Source organism: Paraburkholderia sp. BCC1876 (assembly GCF_902833695.1).
GTDB lineage: Bacteria > Pseudomonadota > Gammaproteobacteria > Burkholderiales > Burkholderiaceae > Paraburkholderia.
The window spans coordinates 205,716-222,195 of sequence record NZ_CADFGI010000012.1; the positions used below are offsets into that span (position 1 = coordinate 205,716).

Annotated in this window: 13 protein-coding genes and 2 pseudogenes; 11 read left to right on the plus strand and 4 right to left on the minus strand. The window is 65.1% G+C overall.

Annotated elements, in window-relative coordinates; genetic code table 11:
* The first annotated feature begins 186 nt into the window (after positions 1–186).
* The gene (locus tag HWY05_RS32360) at positions 187–1,773 is read left to right on the plus strand and encodes a methyl-accepting chemotaxis protein (RefSeq protein ID WP_176060890.1); all 1,587 of its coding nucleotides are present in this window, start codon (positions 187–189) and stop codon (positions 1,771–1,773) included.
* A 94-nt stretch (positions 1,774–1,867) separates the two neighbouring features.
* Here HWY05_RS32360 and HWY05_RS32365 read toward each other — a convergent pair whose 3' ends face one another.
* On the minus strand, positions 1,868–2,305 hold the full coding sequence (locus tag HWY05_RS32365) for a carboxymuconolactone decarboxylase family protein (protein ID WP_176060891.1): 438 nt from the start codon (positions 2,303–2,305) through the stop codon (positions 1,868–1,870).
* A 264-nt stretch (positions 2,306–2,569) separates the two neighbouring features.
* Here HWY05_RS32365 and HWY05_RS32370 point away from each other — a divergent pair, with 264 nt between their 5' ends.
* A complete protein-coding gene (locus HWY05_RS32370) occupies positions 2,570–3,619 on the plus strand; it encodes an NAD(P)/FAD-dependent oxidoreductase (RefSeq protein ID WP_176060892.1) in 1,050 nt (349 codons plus the stop codon).
* A gap of 131 nt (positions 3,620–3,750) precedes the next feature.
* On the opposite strand, the gene HWY05_RS32375 is transcribed toward HWY05_RS32370, so the two are convergent.
* Positions 3,751–3,948: a hypothetical protein gene (locus tag HWY05_RS32375; protein ID WP_051980241.1), complete on the minus strand. Its 198-nt coding sequence runs from the start codon at positions 3,946–3,948 to the stop codon at positions 3,751–3,753.
* Between the two features lie 208 nt (positions 3,949–4,156).
* Here HWY05_RS32375 and HWY05_RS32380 point away from each other — a divergent pair, with 208 nt between their 5' ends.
* The 5 genes and pseudogenes from HWY05_RS32380 (at position 4,157) to HWY05_RS32395 (ending at position 9,201) form a co-directional block, all read left to right on the plus strand.
* A complete protein-coding gene (locus HWY05_RS32380; RefSeq protein WP_176060893.1) occupies positions 4,157–6,136 on the plus strand; it encodes a PAS domain S-box protein in 1,980 nt (659 codons plus the stop codon).
* Positions 6,137–6,461: 325 nt separating this feature from the next.
* Positions 6,462–6,890: pseudogene (locus tag HWY05_RS38500) on the plus strand (acyl-CoA dehydrogenase); the annotation flags it as partial.
* Between the two features lie 234 nt (positions 6,891–7,124).
* A pseudogene (locus tag HWY05_RS32385) lies at positions 7,125–7,898 on the plus strand (acyl-CoA dehydrogenase); the annotation flags it as partial.
* Positions 7,886–8,551 (plus strand): SAM-dependent methyltransferase, encoded by a 666-nt coding sequence (locus HWY05_RS32390; RefSeq protein WP_176060894.1) that lies wholly within the window; start codon positions 7,886–7,888, stop codon positions 8,549–8,551. The pseudogene HWY05_RS32385 and the gene HWY05_RS32390, both read left to right, overlap by 13 nt.
* Positions 8,548–9,201 (plus strand): glycosyltransferase, encoded by a 654-nt coding sequence (locus tag HWY05_RS32395; protein ID WP_176060895.1) that lies wholly within the window; start codon positions 8,548–8,550, stop codon positions 9,199–9,201. The genes HWY05_RS32390 and HWY05_RS32395 overlap by 4 nt, the downstream gene beginning before the upstream one ends.
* Before the next feature lie 111 nt (positions 9,202–9,312).
* Here HWY05_RS32395 and HWY05_RS32400 read toward each other — a convergent pair whose 3' ends face one another.
* On the minus strand, positions 9,313–10,710 hold the full coding sequence (locus HWY05_RS32400; RefSeq protein WP_035545768.1) for an MFS transporter: 1,398 nt from the start codon (positions 10,708–10,710) through the stop codon (positions 9,313–9,315).
* Positions 10,711–10,939: 229 nt separating this feature from the next.
* Between HWY05_RS32400 and HWY05_RS32405 the strand changes: the two genes are divergently transcribed.
* The gene (locus tag HWY05_RS32405) at positions 10,940–11,098 is read left to right on the plus strand and encodes a hypothetical protein (RefSeq protein ID WP_176060896.1); all 159 of its coding nucleotides are present in this window, start codon (positions 10,940–10,942) and stop codon (positions 11,096–11,098) included.
* 178 nt (positions 11,099–11,276) lie between these two features.
* Here HWY05_RS32405 and HWY05_RS32410 read toward each other — a convergent pair whose 3' ends face one another.
* Positions 11,277–11,423 (minus strand): hypothetical protein, encoded by a 147-nt coding sequence (locus HWY05_RS32410; protein WP_176060897.1) that lies wholly within the window; start codon positions 11,421–11,423, stop codon positions 11,277–11,279.
* A gap of 471 nt (positions 11,424–11,894) precedes the next feature.
* Here HWY05_RS32410 and mprF point away from each other — a divergent pair, with 471 nt between their 5' ends.
* The 3 genes from mprF to HWY05_RS32425 form a co-directional block, all read left to right on the plus strand.
* On the plus strand, positions 11,895–14,489 hold the full coding sequence (gene mprF, locus HWY05_RS32415) for a bifunctional lysylphosphatidylglycerol flippase/synthetase MprF (RefSeq protein ID WP_035545766.1): 2,595 nt from the start codon (positions 11,895–11,897) through the stop codon (positions 14,487–14,489).
* The gene (locus HWY05_RS32420; protein WP_176060898.1) at positions 14,486–15,751 is read left to right on the plus strand and encodes a virulence factor family protein; all 1,266 of its coding nucleotides are present in this window, start codon (positions 14,486–14,488) and stop codon (positions 15,749–15,751) included. The genes mprF and HWY05_RS32420 overlap by 4 nt, the downstream gene beginning before the upstream one ends.
* A 262-nt stretch (positions 15,752–16,013) precedes the next feature.
* Positions 16,014–16,480, plus strand: a 467-nt coding sequence (locus HWY05_RS32425) for a pyridoxal-phosphate dependent enzyme (protein WP_176060899.1), incomplete at its 3' end; no start/stop codon positions are given.

Genomic DNA, 16,480 nt, shown 5'->3' on the forward strand with positions numbered 1-16,480 from the left:
TAAATTAAATCTATTCAACGCGTTGGTGGCGGACCGGCGGCGCGACGCGGGTTCGTTGCCGTGTTGCGCGTTTGCCGCGCCGGCCAAATTTTATTTTTTCGACCTGATCCAACTCGCTATACTTTCCATATGTGGTTACAGGTTCCGTATATGGAACAAAAACAAGCCAAAGCGACGAGACCCTTCATGACCAGGAACCTGACCATCAATCTGCGGATCGCGATCACCATCGCGTTTCTCGGCGCACTGCTGATCGCGACCGGCGCGCTCGGCATTCTCGGCATGAACGAAAGCAACGAAGCGCAGCGCGACGCGTACACGGTGCATTTCGCGTCGGTGGTGGCGCTCGGCAAGTCGGGCACGGCGATGTCGCGAGCGCGCTTCGGGCTCGACTGGGCGATGAGCAATCCGCACTCGCCGCAACTGAACGCGCAACTCGAACGCGCGCGCATGCTGCTCGGCGATTCGGACAAGTGGTGGAACACGTTCCGCGAGCTGCCGAAAACGCCTGAATTGCAGCGCCTCACCGACGACCTCGACGCCAAACGCACCGCCGTGCGGCGCGACGGCATCGACCAGTTGATCGCGGCGATCCGCGGCGGCGACGCGAGCTGGATGGACGAAAGCCGCGCGGCGCATCTGATCGGCCTCTACACTGCGATGAACACGAGCCAGGGCGCGCTGGAGGACTATCTGAACCAGCAGGCGAGCGACGCGAGCGAGCGCTCGGCGGCGCTGTTTCACACGCTGCTGGTGGCGTGCCTCGGCAGCATTCTGGTGGGCCTGACGGTCGCGTTGATCAGTTGGCGCACGTTGCGGCGCGCGATCATGGCGCCGCTGCATGACGCGCTGCGCCAGTTCGACGCGATCGCCGCCGGCGAACTCACCACGCACGTGACGATCCGCTCGAACGACGAAATGGCGACGCTGCTGCGCGGCGTCGCGTCGATGCAGGACAAGCTCGGCGCGACCGTCACGACAGTGCGGGCCGGTTCGCATTCGATCGCGTCGTCCACGCAGCAGATCGCCGCCGGCAATCTCGATCTGTCGCAGCGCACCGAGGAACAGGCGGCTTCGCTCGAACAGACCGCGGCGGCGATGGAGCAGTTGACGTCGACGGTGCAGTTGAATGCGCAGAACGCGTATCACGCCAGCGAACTGGCTTCGCGGGCGTCGGCCATGGCGGCGCGCGGGCGAGATTCAGTCGGCAGCATGGTCGAGACGATGCGGGTGATTCACGCGGGTTCGTCGAAGATGACCGGCATCATTACCGCGATCGAAGGGATCGCGTTCCAGACCAATATCCTTGCGCTGAACGCGGCCGTCGAAGCGGCGCGCGCCGGCGAGGAAGGGCGCGGCTTCGCGGTGGTGGCCGGCGAAGTGCGCAGTCTCGCGCAACGCTCCGCCGCGGCGGCGAAGGAAATCGGCGCCCTGATCGCGGAGTCGACCGCGCGCGTGGAGAGCGGCGCGGGCCTCGTCAATGAAGCGGGCGCGACGATGCAGGAGATCGAGGCGGAGATTGGCCGGGTGGCGAAGATCGTCGGCGAGATCGCGGCGGCGTCGAAAGAGCAGAGCGACGGCATCCAGCAGGTGAGCCTCGCCGTCACGCAGATGGACGAGGTCACGCAGCACAACGCCGCGCTCGTCGAGGAGAGCGCGGCGACCGCGAATTCGCTCGCGGATCAGGCGCGGCAATTGAGCGAATTGACCGCGGCGTTCAAGGTGGCGGGTGATCGAACGGCGCGACCCACGCGAACCATGCAAGCGGCGTAAATCACGAAACGGCGTAGAGCGGGTTGCCCGCCTGACGATCCGCGCCGGTCCGAGCAGCGCTTTGCGCGCCGCTCGGTTTGTTACAGCACCACGCTCAAGCCGGCATCTTGCGGAACGCGATCGCAAAGCGATTCCATGCATTGATCGCGGACACCAGCAGCGTCAGATCGACCAGTTCTTCGTCGCTGAAGTGCGGGCGTACCGCTTCCCACACCGCGTTGGGCACATGCTCGTGCGACACCAGCGTCACCGCTTCGGTCCATTCGAGCGCGGCGCGTTCGCGATCGGTGAAGAACGGCGTTTCGCGCCATACCACCACGGTCGCGAGACGGCGTTCGGTTTCGCCGCCCTTGCGGGCGTCGGCCACATGCATGTCGACGCAGTACGCGCAGCCGTTGATCTGCGACGCGCGCAGCCGCCCCAGTTCGGCCAGCGGCTTTTCGAGCGCCGATTTGCCGATGCGTTCTTCGACGCCGAGCAGGGCTTTGACGGCGGCGGGGTTGGCTTTGTAGAAGTCGAGACGTTGTTCCATGATTCACTCCTGAGTCGGGTTGGACGCATGCGGTGATGCGATGAGTGAAGATTAGGCGCTCGATTGGCTTTGTAAAATGACCGATTTTGTGTATTTCAAGGTAACCACTTTGGCGGCCTTCGAGGCGGCTGTTTTGCCGCCTGATAACACAGGTCGATCAGGCGCAGCGCCCTGCGCCGAGCGTCCTTACCGCGCGTAATGGCATCGTTGCCGCGCTTCGGGCGATTCTGTATGGTGAGCCATCGCCTTCCACAGAGAGACCGCATGACTTCCGCTGCAGACCAACCCACGCCGCCTGCCCGCACCGACGTTCTGATCGTCGGCGCCGGCCCGGTGGGACTTTTTGCCGCTTTCGAAGCGGGCGTGCTCGGCCTCACCTGCGAGATCGTCGACGGTCTCGACAAGATCGGCGGTCAATGCATCGAGCTGTATCCGGACAAGCCGATCTACGATATTCCCGCGATCCCGTCGTGCACCGCACGCGAGCTGGTGGAGCGTCTGATGGCGCAATGCAAGCCGTTCAATGCGCCGATTCATCTGGAGCAGCGCGTCGAGTCGGTGGAGCAGCGCGCCGATGGACGCTGGACCGTGCGCACCGAGCGCGGCCTTGTATTCGACGTCGCCGCGATTCTGCTGGCTGCGGGCAACGGCGCTTTCGTGCCGCAGAAGCTCGCGCTCGCCGAAGCCGTGCCGCTGGAATCGCGCCATGTGCACTACAGCGTGCCGCGCCTCGCCGATTTCGCGGACAAGAACGTCGTCGTGGCCGGCGGCGGCGACTCCGCGCTCGACTGGGTGCTGGCGCTGCGCAAGGTCGCACGGCACGTCACGCTGGTGCATCGGCGCAATGGGTTCAGCGCGGCCGATTCGAGCGTCGAGTTGATGCGGCGCGCGGTCGAGGCGGGCGAGATGGACTTCGTGATCGGCGCGATTGCCGGGCTCACGGTTGAAGACGATGCGTTGAAGGCGATCACGTTGCGCGGCCTCGACGGCGAGACGCAACTCGAGGCGGAGCATCTGGTCGCGCTCTACGGACTCGTCGCTGACCTCGGACCGATCGCGCAGTGGGGACTGTCGATTCACGGCGGCCGCATCGACGTGGATACGTCGAACTATGAAAGCTCGCGGCCCGGTATTTTCGCGGCCGGCGACATCGCCAACTATCCGAACAAGCAGAAGCTGATTCTGTCCGGCTTCCACGAGGCGTCGCTGGCGCTGCGCAAGGCGTATTCGTATGCGTACCCGGAAAAAAAGCGCATGCACGTGCATTCCAGCTACGACGCAAAGCTCGCGGAAAAGCTCGGCGCGGCGGGTTGAGCGTCGCGATGGCGCCATGCCGTTCGGCGGCTTCCGCGCAGTCAATCTGAAAGAGCCGGTAGGGAACGAAACGTCCCTACCGGCTCTTTTTTACCTGCGAACTATGGCGTGGGGCGACGCGTTACGTCGCTTCATTTCCCCGCCGGTTGGCTAGCGGCGGCTGCCGCGCTGGCTGCCTTGTCCTTTTTCTTTGCTTCGTGATGGCCGATCGCGCAGCCTGCCGCCGCACCGGCTACGCCGTGGTCGCCAGCCACATGGCCGGCCACGCCGCCCACGACGGCGCCCTTGGTACAGCCCTCGGCGTGCGCGGCGGTGTGAGCGAGCGCCATGACGGCGGCGAGGGCAACGGTGGTAAAGACTCGTTTCAATTGATGCTCCTGGTTTTCATGAGAGTGCGGACAGGACCAGCAATTGCGAGGCCTGAGCACGACAGCGTTGGTGCTGTCGAACGCGCGTCAGGTGAAACCATGAGCCCGGCGGCGACCGCCTGCCGGTGTATGCTTTTGGACGGTCACCCACTTCCCCTTCCTCACCGCGATGAACCAGCTCAACGTCCCTCCCGCCGATGACAATGACGAACCCGCACCGGCCGGGATCCCTTTCCCAGCCTCGAAGCGCGTGCCCGTCGGCGTCGATTACGGCATGCTGGTCCAGGCGATCGAAGATTATGCGATCTTCCTGCTGGACGCGACCGGCCACATCGTCAGTTGGAGCGCCGGCGCGCAGAAGCTGAAGGGGTACACGGAAACGGAGATCATCGGCGAACACTTTTCGCGCTTCTACACCGCCGAAGCCGTAGCGCGCGGCTGGCCCGCGTACGAACTGCAGCAGGCGTCGCTAACCGGCCGTTTCGAGGACGAAGGCTGGCGCGTGCGCAAGGACGGCACGACCTTCTGGTCGAACGTCGTAATTACGGCGATCCGCGATCAGCACGGCAAAGTCACGGGCTTCGCCAAGATCACGCGCGACCTGACCGCGCAACGCGCGTATCTGGAAGCGTTGCGGCAAAGCGAAGAGCGTTTCCGGCTGCTGGTGGATAGCGTGAAGGACTACGCGATCTTCATGCTCGATCCGGACGGCAACGTGATCAGCTGGAACGCTGGCGCGGCGCGGATCAAAGGCTATTCGCGCGACGATATCGTCGGTCGGCATTTCTCGACCTTCTACCCGCCGGAGGATGTCGCGGCGGGCAAGCCGGCGCGCGAGCTGGCGATCGCCCGGCAGATCGGTCACGTCGAGGACGAAGGCTGGCGCGTGCGCAAGGATGGCACGACCTTCTGGGCCAACGTCAACATTACCGCCGTGTACGACGAGACAAAGCGCTTGCGCGGCTTCGCCAAGGTCACGCGCGATCTGACCGAACGGCGTCAACGCGAAGAGCTGGAGCGCTCGGGCGACCGCATGCGCACGTTTCTCGCGACCCTTGCGCATGAGTTGCGCAATCCGCTCGCGCCGGTGCGCAACGCGCTCGGTGTGATGCAACTGGAGACCGGCGTGAGTCCCACGCTGGCGCGTTCGCGCGATCTGATCGACCGCCAGGTGACGCATCTCACGCGACTGGTCGACGATCTGCTCGACGTCGGGCGGATCATGTCGGACAAGGTCGAGTTGCGCGTGACCGATGTCGATCTGGCCGAAGTGGTGGCGCGCGGCATCGAAGCGGCGCGGCCGTTTACCGACGCGCATGAGCAGCGTGTCGTCGTGCATTTGCCGCGCGATCCGGTGGTGGTGCGTGGCGACATGACGCGTCTCGTGCAGGTGCTGCAGAACCTGCTGCACAACGCGTCGAAATTCTCGCCGGTGGGCAGCAGCGTCGACGTGCAGGGGCGCATCGAGCATCGCATGGCGGTGCTTGAAGTGCGTGATCAGGGATGCGGGATTCCCGTGCGTTCGCTCGACCGGATTTTCGAACTGTTCGCGCAGGAGAAGGACGGTCAGACCGTGGGCGCGGGTGGCCTTGGTATCGGCCTGACGCTGTGCAAATCGCTGGTCGAGATGCATGGCGGCAGTATTCTCGCGACCAGCGAAGGCGTGGGATGCGGCAGCAGCTTCACGGTGAGTCTGCCGCTGGCCGCCGCGCCGTCCACGACGGCGGACGACGCGCCGAACGCGGCGGACGGTGAAGTTGCGCCGCTGCGTATTCTGCTGGTCGACGACAATCGCGATTCGGCCGACAGTCTCGCCATGCTGCTCGAACTCAAGGGCCACACGGTGCGGATCGCCTACGAAGGGCAGCAGGCGCTCGACGTCGCACCGCGTTTCGCGCCGCATCTCGCGGTGATCGATCTGGCGATGCCGAAAATGGACGGTTTCGCGACGATCGCCGGATTGCATGCCATGCCGGAACTCGGTAACACGATGTTTGCGGCGATGACCGGGTTTGGTCATGCGAGCGATCGTGAACGTACGCGCGAAGCCGGGTTCGATGCGCATCTGGTGAAGCCGGTAGAACTGGCGCTGTTCGATGATCTGCTGGCGCAGGTCGAGGCGCGGCGTGGCGGGCGGGGTGCGGGGTAGGCGTGCTGTAGCGTGGCGCGTGCTTCGTGCGAGTGCTTCGTTTGTGGCGGGATGTGCTTCGTGCGTAGCGGAGTTTGCCTCGCTTGTAACGGTGCGCGCTTCGCTCGAAGCGGAAGTGCTTCGCTCATAGTTGCGCGTGCTTTGCACACTGACAATGCGCCTTGCTCGTAACGTTGCGTCTCCGGGCACGTGCTGCCCAGACTATCCCCTGAAGACCCTGTCCGCACGGCTGTGATGCGTGCGGCACGTCGCTTGCTGAATGTCTGCATGCGCGGCGGCGCGTGAAACTCCGCCGGCACCCATTCGACAGCTTCAGGGAGGCACGATGCTCGATACGCGAGATCGTGCGGCCGGCGTCAGCGCGCGGCCGCCGCAAAGGTCTGACATGGTTCATCGCGAGCGTGAGACAGCGCGCGCGCAACCCATGGTGGCGCCTTCCGCGGCATTGGAAGATTTTTTGCGCAACACGCGTTTCGATCCTCACGATTCTGCTTCGCTCGGTGACGTGTTGCGCGCGCTGGTCGAATACGGCTGTGATCGTGCGCCGTTTGTTCCGCTGCCGGGCCATGGTCAGACTTTGGCGCGATGGCGCGCGTTGGCGGCGGTGGCCGCATGCGATCTCGGGCTCGTCAAACTCTTCGAAGGCCATACGGATGCGCTGGCAATCCTTGCTGAGGTGGGCGGACACACGGTGACGTCGGGGAGTCGCTGGGCAGTTTGGGCGGCGGAGCCGCCGGATGCGCGGGTACTGGCGACGAGGGTGGGAAATACTCAAAGGGTTGCCGAACAAGCGGGACACGCGGGGCAAGCGGGACAACCAGAGCAAGCGGGACAACCAGAGCAAGCGGGACAACCAGAGCAAGCGGGACAACCAGAGCAAGCGGGACAACCAGAGCAAGCGGGACAAGCCGGGCAAGTGGGACAAGCCGCGCAAGCAGATCAAGTGGGGCTACGGAGTTTCACGGGGCGGATCGCTCAAGACACCCAAGTGCATCTCACCGGCACGAAGGCTTGGTGTTCGGGCGCGGCCGTCGTCAGTCATGCGCTCGTGACTGCGTGGCTGGACGACGAACCCGTGCTCGTAGCCGTCGCGATGGATCAGCCGACAATCGCGATCGATTCGTCGAAGTGGCAGGCCATCGGCATGCAGGCCACGGCCAGCGCGGACGTCCGCTTCGCGCAGACGCCCGCAACGTTGATCGGCACAGCGCACGCCTATGTGCGCCGGCCAGGTTTCTGGCAGGGCGGAGCGGGTATCGCCGCGTGTTGGTACGGTGCCGCGGCGCGGATCGGTCAACGGGTGCGCGAGACGTCGTCGCCGCAAGCGGACGCGCATCGTCTGGCGCATCTGGGCGCGATTGAAGTCGCGTTGGCATCGGCCGCTGCCGTGTTGCGTGAAACCGCTGCGTGGATCGATGCAAACCCGCTCGCCGACGCGCAACGCGTGGCGCTGCGCGCACGCCTCGTCGTGGAGGAGGCGGCGACTCAAGTCATGCACCACGCGACCCGCGCGCTTGGCGCGGGTCCGTTGTGCCGTGACGCACGTTTTGCGCGCGCGCTGGCGGATTTGCCGGTGTTTCTGCGGCAAAGCCACGCGGAGCGTGATCTTGCCGCGCTTGGGGCACTGATGACAGCCGCGCATAGCAACACGGGCATCGATGCGCACGCCAACGCCAACCCGAACACCAACTCGAACACCAATTCGAACCCACCCGCCAGCGTCGCCCCCAACGATCCCGGAACCGCGCCATGGACGCTCTAACGCCCCGCACCGAGGAACGGGCCGCCGACACGACATCGGCCTCACCATCGACCTCATCAGCAACCTATTTCGACGACCTCTACCGCCACAGCGACGACCCCTGGAACCTGCGCGAAGGCTGGTACGAAAGCCGCAAACGCTCGCTTACCCTCGCGCTATTGCCGCGTCCGCGCTACCGCAATGCATTCGAACCCGGCTGTGCCAACGGCGAGCTGACCTTCGAACTGGCCAAACGCTGCGACGCGCTACTCGCCGCCGATCTCCACGAACGCGCCGTGCAACTCGCCGGCGAACGCATGGCCGCCGCCCCCCAAGTGCGGATCGAACGACGCACCGTGCCGCGCGACTGGCCTACCGAGGCCGGCCCCTTCGATCTGATCGTGATCAGCGAATTCGCCTATTACCTGCATGCGGCCGAGCTCGACGCGCTCGCCGGATGCATCGCCGCGTCGCTCACGCCGGACGGCACGCTGCTCGCGTGTCACTGGCGCCGGCCCTTCGCCGAGGCGCTCGAATCCGCCGACACCGCGCATGCGTTGTTCGATGCGCGTTGCGGCCTGACGCGTCTCGCGCATCACGACGAAGCCGATCTGCTGATCGACGTCTGGTCGCGCGACGCACGTTCGGTGGCGCAACGCGAGGGGCTTCTATGATCGGCGTGATCGTTCCGGCGCATAACGAAGAGGCGTTGCTGGCGCCTTGCCTCGCGGCCTTGCTCGGCGCAGCGCGGCACGAGGAACTGGCGGGCGAGACCGTGCGTATCGTCGTCGTGCTCGATACCTGCGACGACTTCAGCGGCGCGATCGCGCGCGCGTACGGCGTCGAGACCTTGACGTTGAAGGCGCGCAACGTCGGCATCGCGCGCGCGACGGGCGCGGATTTTTTACTCGCCGACGGCGCCCGCTGGCTCGCGTTCACCGACGCCGACAGCCGCGTGTCGGCGGGCTGGCTGGTCGCGCAACTCTCGCTGGAGGCGGATGCCGTGTGCGGCTCGATTGCGGTCGACGACTGGACCACGCATCCGCTCAGCGTGCGCGAGTATTTTCGCAAGACGTATGTGGACGCCGATGGTCATCGGCATATTCACGGCGCCAACCTGGGCGTGTCCGCGGACGCATACCGTCGCGCGGGCGGGTTTCCGCCGCTGACCTGCAGCGAGGACGTCGCGCTGGTCGACCGGTTGATCGCGACTGGCGCGCGCATTGCGTGGAGCGCCGCGCCGCGCGTGATCACCAGTGCGCGTGCGGTCGCCCGCGCACGCGGCGGCTTCGGCGATACGCTCGCGGCGTGGGCGGCGGGATGACTCAGCGAATGACCGGGTGGCTCGCCGGGTAAAGCACCTGGTAAATCACCGGAAAGAGGGCGCCTTTTCTGGCCGCCCATTCCGCTACGTGCCGCCACTTCCGCTCCCTCATTAACCACGCCCGCCGCGTGCAATTTCCTCACCCGCGCGATGCGGCATGCGCAGCGTGACCGGAATCGACGCGAGCGAGCACAGCCCCACCACCAGAAACGCCGGCCAGAAATCCGACCACATGATGCTCGGATGTCCATGCAGCGCGCGCGAAATCTGCAGCACGATGCCGCCTATCGTCACGCCGAGACCGAGCGACATCTGCTGCACGACGCTGCCGAGGCTCGTCGCGCGGCCCACGTCGCGGCTGGCGATTTCGGCGTAGGTCAGCGAATTCAGACTCGTGAACTGCAAGGCCGGGAAGAAGCCGCCGAGCAGCACGACGACCCAGATGATCCAGACCGGCGAGCCGGGGAAAAACAGGCCGCAGGCCGCGATCGAGACGCCCGACAACACGGCGTTGACCACCAGCACCGAACGGAAGCCGAAGCGATGCAACACGTTCGATGCGATCACCCGCATGAACATGCCGCCGAATGCCGACGCGCAGGTAATCAACCCGGATTCGAACGCGCTCATGCCGTGGCCTTCCTGCAGCATCAGCGGCAACAGAAACGGCAGCGCGCCGAGGCCGATGCGAAACAGCGAGCCGCCCAGCACGCTCGCCTGAAACGTCGGCACCTTGAAAAAGCGCAGATCCAGCAGCGGATGCTCGACACGTTGCGCGTAGGCGATGTAGCCGAGCAGCAGCACCGCGCCGCTCGCGCACATGCCGAACGCGTTCTGATTCGATATCAGCTCGCCGCCCACCAGCGAAAGCCCGAGCAGAAGCAGGACCGCGCCCGCCGCCGAGAGCACGAAACCGATCCAGTCGAGCGGGCCGGGGTCAGGCTCGCGCGTATTGGCGATATGCCGGTTGGTCAGATAAATGCCAAGAATGCCGATCGGCACGTTGATGAAGAAAATCAGCCGCCAGTGCAGATACGTGGTGATGAAGCCGCCGAGCAGCGGGCCGGCGGCAGGGCCGAGCAGGGCGGGCACGCTCAGATAATTCATCGCGCGAATAAAGTCGGCTTTGTGGACCACGCGAAAAATGATGATCCGCCCGACCGGCACCATCATCGCGCCGCCGACGCCTTGCACGAAGCGCGCGAGCGTGAAGGTGGCGAGCGAATTCGAGGCCGCGCACAGCAGCGAGCCGGCCACGAAAATGCCGATCGCCGTGCGAAAGATGGTGCGCGCGCCGAACCGGTCGGCCAGCCAGCCGCACACGGGGATGAACACGCCGAGGCCCAGCACATAGCTCGTCACGGCGATTTTCAGGGTGACCGGATCGCGCCCGAAGTCGCGCGCCATGGCCGGCAGCGCGGTGACGATCACGTTCGCGTCGACGCTCTCCATGAACATCGCACAAGCGACGATGAGAGGCGCGATCATGGCTTTCTGAACGACGGTCATGGGGCGATGCTGCGGCGGACGGTCGCAGGCAAAGGGGTCATTATTGCACCTGTACGGTGCGGTTTGTTAACAGCGGACGACCTTGTCGTGACCCTTTTTGAGATTTGCCATTACCGCGTGGAATCGACGCCAGAAGGCGCGCGACTATTATTGATATTTGTTGCGGTGCGGCACGGGTGGACTATAATCGGGTTATTGCCTAGGTATAAACCCTATACAGGAGTCCACCATGAACACCGCTTCCAACACCGCCGCCGCCCGTGCTACTGCAACTGCAACCACCAGCAACAGCTGGCTCGGCAAGCTGCGCGCTTTGGCGCTGCAGGCGCTGAACATCCATCTGCAAACGTGCGCGATCATGGCCGAAGCGCATCGCCGTCCGCAGTAAGGCGGCAATAAGGCGGCACTACCGCCTGTAACGCCGCAGTCAGTCAGGTCAGCGTCACGCGTAGTAAAGCAGGACCACAGAACGGGGCGCATGAACGCGCCGCGCGTTAACCGCGCGGGGCGACGCGCTTTCAAAAGCGTCGAAGCGCCGCGCCGCCGCGCACCGGTTGCGCGTTACCTTAGTCGCGGTGGGTCTGCGCCCGCACCGTCGATACCGCCGGGCGCTCCCTGGTTGCGCGCGCGGATAGCGCGCTCATCAGCAGTGCCATCGACACCAGTCCGACCAGATAGATCCCCGCCATCACCCAATCCTGTTCCGCCATCATCGTTCTCCCTCTAGTGCCTCAAGTGCCGTAGTTCACTCGGTGCGTGCAGTGCATTGCACGTCGCCCTTAATCTCGATTACGGCACGGGCCGCGCGAATCTTGATGCCGCGCGCTCAGGTTTAATGCGGACGCGATCACGCCATGCAGGCCGCATGAAGATTGAATCTTTCGGCGCGTCGCGCCGATTAGCGTTTAAACTTCAGCCCCTTTCGGCCGCAGGGTGTTCGTCAGCCGCCATCAGCATTCGGCAAGATCGACCGGTTTGACCGCCTCACCCGCGTTGAGGCGTACCCGGCCGCTCATGAGCGCCCCTCATTTCGATCCGCGACCCAGGTTAAATCCCTGCGAACTGGCTGACGCTGTCAACCTTTTCAGTTCGGTGCCGTTATCCATTTGTAATCGCCAGAGTAAGGCGACGCCGCGACCGACGATCCGTCGTCGCGACTGCTCCACGCAAGGCCCGCATTGACCATGTTCCACCGATATAACAAGAAATTCGACCGGCTCGGCGCGCTGCTGATCCGTGCATCGAAGACGCTCGGCAGCCGGGGCATGCTCTCGCCCGTGCTTGCGCTCGTCATTTGCGGGCTGCTGCTGGTCGTCTTGCAACATCTGTCGCAAGCGGTCGACTACCGGTCGGTGATGCGTCAGTTGCGTCATCTGAGCGGCGGCGAGTGGAGCGCCGCGCTCGGCGCGACCGCGCTCAGCTACGTCGCACTGGTCGGCCGCGATGCGGTCGGCTTGCGCTATCTCGGCACGGCGGTGCCGCGTGTGGCGCTGTGGGTCGGCGCCACCGCCGGTTCCGCGCTCGGCAACGCCACCGGTTTCGGCGCGCTGACGGGCGGCGCGGTGCGCGCGCGCGTCTATGGCGTGACGGGTGTCACGCCGGCGCAGATCGGTCGTATGACGGTGTTCACGAGCGTCTCGCTGGCGCTCGCGCTGGTATTGATGACGGCGCTCGGCATGGTGGGCGCGGCCGATACGCTCGCGCCGATGCTGCATCTCGCGCCGTTCACGTTGCGCTGGATCGGCGCAGCGCTGCTGATCGCGCTCGCACTGGCGGCGGCTGCCTGCCGCCGTGAAACCCGGCCGGTGCGCACGCGCTGGCAGTGGTTGTCGTTCGATATTCCGGCGCGCCGCGATCTGCTCGCGCAAATCGCCCTGGCCGTGCTCGACGTGGTGGCCGCGGGCCTCGCGCTGTGGGCACTGCTGCCGCATGCGGACGTGAGCTTCGTGAGCTTCGTCACGATTTACGCCGCGGCCATGCTGCTCGGCATGATCGGTCATACGCCGGGCGGCGTCGGGGTGTTCGAAGCAGCCATGGTGTTCGCGCTGAACGGCAGCGTGCAAACGCATCAGATGGTCGCCGCGCTGCTCGCCTATCGCGCGATTTACTTCGGCGTGCCGCTGATCGTGTCGGCGGCCTTGCTCGCGGGCTTCGAAGGCCGCGCGCTAAAAAGCCGTCTGCCGTTGCGGCATGCGGCGGGCGTGTCGAAACTCGCGCCGCTGTTTCTGAGCCTCGTCACGTTTCTGGTCGGCGGCATGCTGGTGATTTCCAGCGCGACGCCCGCGTTCTGGCAACGCATCCTGATTCTGCGCGACGTGCTGCCGCTGTGGGTGCTCGAAAGTTCGCAGATGCTGTGCAGCGTGCTCGGCGTGCTGCTGCTGTTCGTCGCACGCGGATTGCTGCGGCGTCTGGACGCCGCCTGGTGGATGACGCTGCTGCTGGCCGTGCTGAGCCTCGGGCTGTCGTTGACCAAGGGTCTCGCGTTCGTCGAAGCGGGCGTGCTCGGCACGCTGATCGCGCTGCTCCTGTCCACGCGGCGGCGCTTCAACCGCCATTCGTCGCTGTTCGCCGAACGCTTTACGTCGGGCTGGCTGGTGTCGATCGCGATGGTGCTGATGCTGGCCGTCTGGGTCATGCTGTTCGCCTTCCGCGACGTGCCGTACACGCGCGACCTGTGGTGGCAATTCGCCTTCGACGAACGCGCGCCGCGCGCGCTGCGCGCGACGCTGGCCGCGAGTCTGTTCGCAGCGATCTTCGCGTTCTGGCAGTTGTTGCGCCCGGCCGCCGGCCGCTTCGTCAAACCGGCGCCGGAAGATCTGCACGACGCGGCGCGCATTGTGCGCGCGCAGGAGCGCAGCGACGCCGGTCTCGCGCTGATGGGCGACAAGAGCTTTCTGTTTTCCGAGTCGCGCGAAGCCTTCCTGATGTACGCGAAATACGGCCGTACGTGGGCCGCGCTGCACGATCCGGTGGGACCGCGCGAAGAGTGGGCGGGGCTGATCAGCAAGTTCGTTGCGCTCGCCCATACTCACGGCGGCCGCGCGGCGTTTTATCAGGTACGCGCCAATGCGTTGCCGCTGTATCTCGACGCCGGCCTCACGCTGATGAAGCTCGGCGAGGAAGCGCACGTGGTACTCGACGATTTCGATCTGAAGGGCTCGCATCGCGCGCATCTTCGCTATGCGTTGAAGCGCGGCGAGCGCGACGGCTTCAGCGTCGAAGTGATCGATCAGGCCAACGTGCCGGCGTCGCTCGAAACGCTGCGCGAGATTTCCGACGGTTGGCTCGACAGCCGCGACGCGCGCGAGAAAAGCTTCTCGGTGGCCGCGTTCACCGACGAATACCTCGCCGCGCAATCGGTGATGCTGGTGCGCCAGAACGGCGAACCGGCCGCCTTCGTGACCTACATGACGACGGATATGAACACCGAGGCGACGGTCGGCGTGATGCGTCACGTGGAAAGCGCGTCGTCGTATGCGATGGAATATCTGTTCACGCAACTCGCGCTGCATCTGAAGCAGGCGGGTTTCCGCTCGCTGAGTCTGGGCATCGCGCCGCTTTCCGGCATGCAGCCGACGCCGCTCGCGTCGCGCTGGCACCGGTTTGCCGGCATCGTGTGGCGCTTCGGCGGCCGCTTCTATAACTTCCGCGGTCTGCGAGCTTTCAAGAGCAAGTTCCAGCCGCATTGGGAGCCGCGCTATCTCGCGGCGTCGGGTTCGGTGGGCGTGTTCTTCACGCTCGCGGACCTGTCATTGCTGGCAGGAGGCCGGCGTTCATGACCTTGCAATCGTTTTTCCGGCTCGCCGTTGCGGCGAGCCTCGTCACGGGCAGCGCGTTCGCGCATGCGGCAACTACAACCGTGCCGGGCGGCCGTTTCGGCGACGTGACGGTGACGCAACCCACGGGTCCATTGCGCGGCTTCGTCGTGCTCTATTCGCAGGCGAGCGGCTGGAGCGCGGCGGATCAGCAAAGCGCTGAGGCGCTCGCCAAGGCCGGCGCGTTGACCGTCGGCGTGGATAGCGCGCGCTATGCGGCGAATCTGGCCGCGACGAAAGAGACCTGCCACAAGCTGGTGGGCGACGCGGAATCGTTGAGTCATCAACTTGAGCGGCAATCGCAGTCGGCCCGTTATTTCGCGCCGATCGTCGCCGGTACGGGGCAGGGCGCGACGCTCGCGATGCACGTGCTCGAACAGGCACCGTCGAATACGATTGCCGGCGCCGTTTCCGTGGATGCCGAGCGCACGCTCGACGCGCGCTTTCAGCCGTGCCCGCCCGACCCCACGGTGATTCGCGACAAGGTGCCGGGCTTCGTCGAAAAAGCGACCACGGGGACGGCGGATCGCGCGCGCCTCGTCGCGCTGCTCACGCCGCATCTGCAAGTGCTGCCGACCAGCGACGACGACGTCTCCGATCTGCCGCTGATCGAGTTGCCGGCGGCGCACCCGAACGGCCTGATGGCGATCGTGATTTCCGGCGACGGCGGCTGGCGCGATCTCGACAAGACCATCGCGCTGGCGTTGCAGAAGGACGGCGTGTCGGTGATCGGCATGGACAGCCTGCGTTACTTCTGGAGTGAGAAGTCGCCCGCGCAAACCAGCCGCGACCTCGCGCGCATCATGCAAACCTATGGCGCGCGCTGGCACGCGCAGCACATCGCGCTGGTCGGCTATTCGTTCGGCGCGGACGTGATGCCGTTCGCCTATAACCGCTTGCCCGATACGCTGAAGTCGAAGGTGTCGCTGATCGCGTTGCTCGGCTTCGCGCCGGACGCCGATTTCCAGATTCGCGTGGGCGGCTGGCTCGGCATGCCGGCGAGCGACAAGGCGTTGAAGGTGCAGCCGGAGCTGGCTCACGTACCGCCTTCGCTGATGCAATGCTTCTATGGCGAGGACGAGAAGGACACGTTGTGTCCGGCGCTCGGCAAGACCGGCGTCGAGGTGATTCGCACCTCGGGCGATCATCATTTCGGCCGCGACTACAACGCGCTCGAACAACGCATTCTCAGTTCGTTCAAGAAGCAGAGCGGCGTGCGCGATTGATCGCCGCGACGCTCGACGCAGGCCGTCGAGCGTCGTGACGAGGGATTGACAAAGCGTGCCAGGTCAACGAAGATCAACCACATGAACTGCCTCGACATCCGTATTGCGCTGATTATTAGCATCATTCATCGAATGGTGGGTTAGCGCACGTCGGTCTGCAGTGACAAACTAACCCGCCCCACGAGGCGGGTTTTTTTATGTCCGCTGGCCTGCCTCCTGGTGCATTTCCCGCTGATTCGTTATTGCCGCACAGGAGCTTGCCTTGCCGTTACACGAACTCACCCAGGTGGCCGAAGCTGCTGAAAGCGTCGCGCTGCGTCACGACTATCTGAAGAAAACTTTAACCGCGCGTGTTTATGACGTGGCCCGCGAGACCGAACTCGAACACGCGCCGAACCTATCGGCGCGTCTGCGCAATCCGGTCTATCTGAAGCGCGAGGACAACCAGCCGGTGTTCTCGTTCAAGGTGCGCGGCGCGTACAACAAGATGGCGCACATTCCGGCGGAAGCGCTGGAGCGTGGGGTGATTACCGCGTCGGCGGGCAATCATGCGCAGGGTGTGGCGCTGTCGGCGGCACGCATGGGCGTGAAGGCGATCATCGTCGTGCCGGTGACCACGCCGCAACTGAAGGTCGACGCAGTGCGCTCGCATGGCGGCCCGACCGTCGAGATCGTGCAGTTCGGCGAGTCGTACAGCGACGCCTATGGCCACGCGGTGAAGTTGCAGGA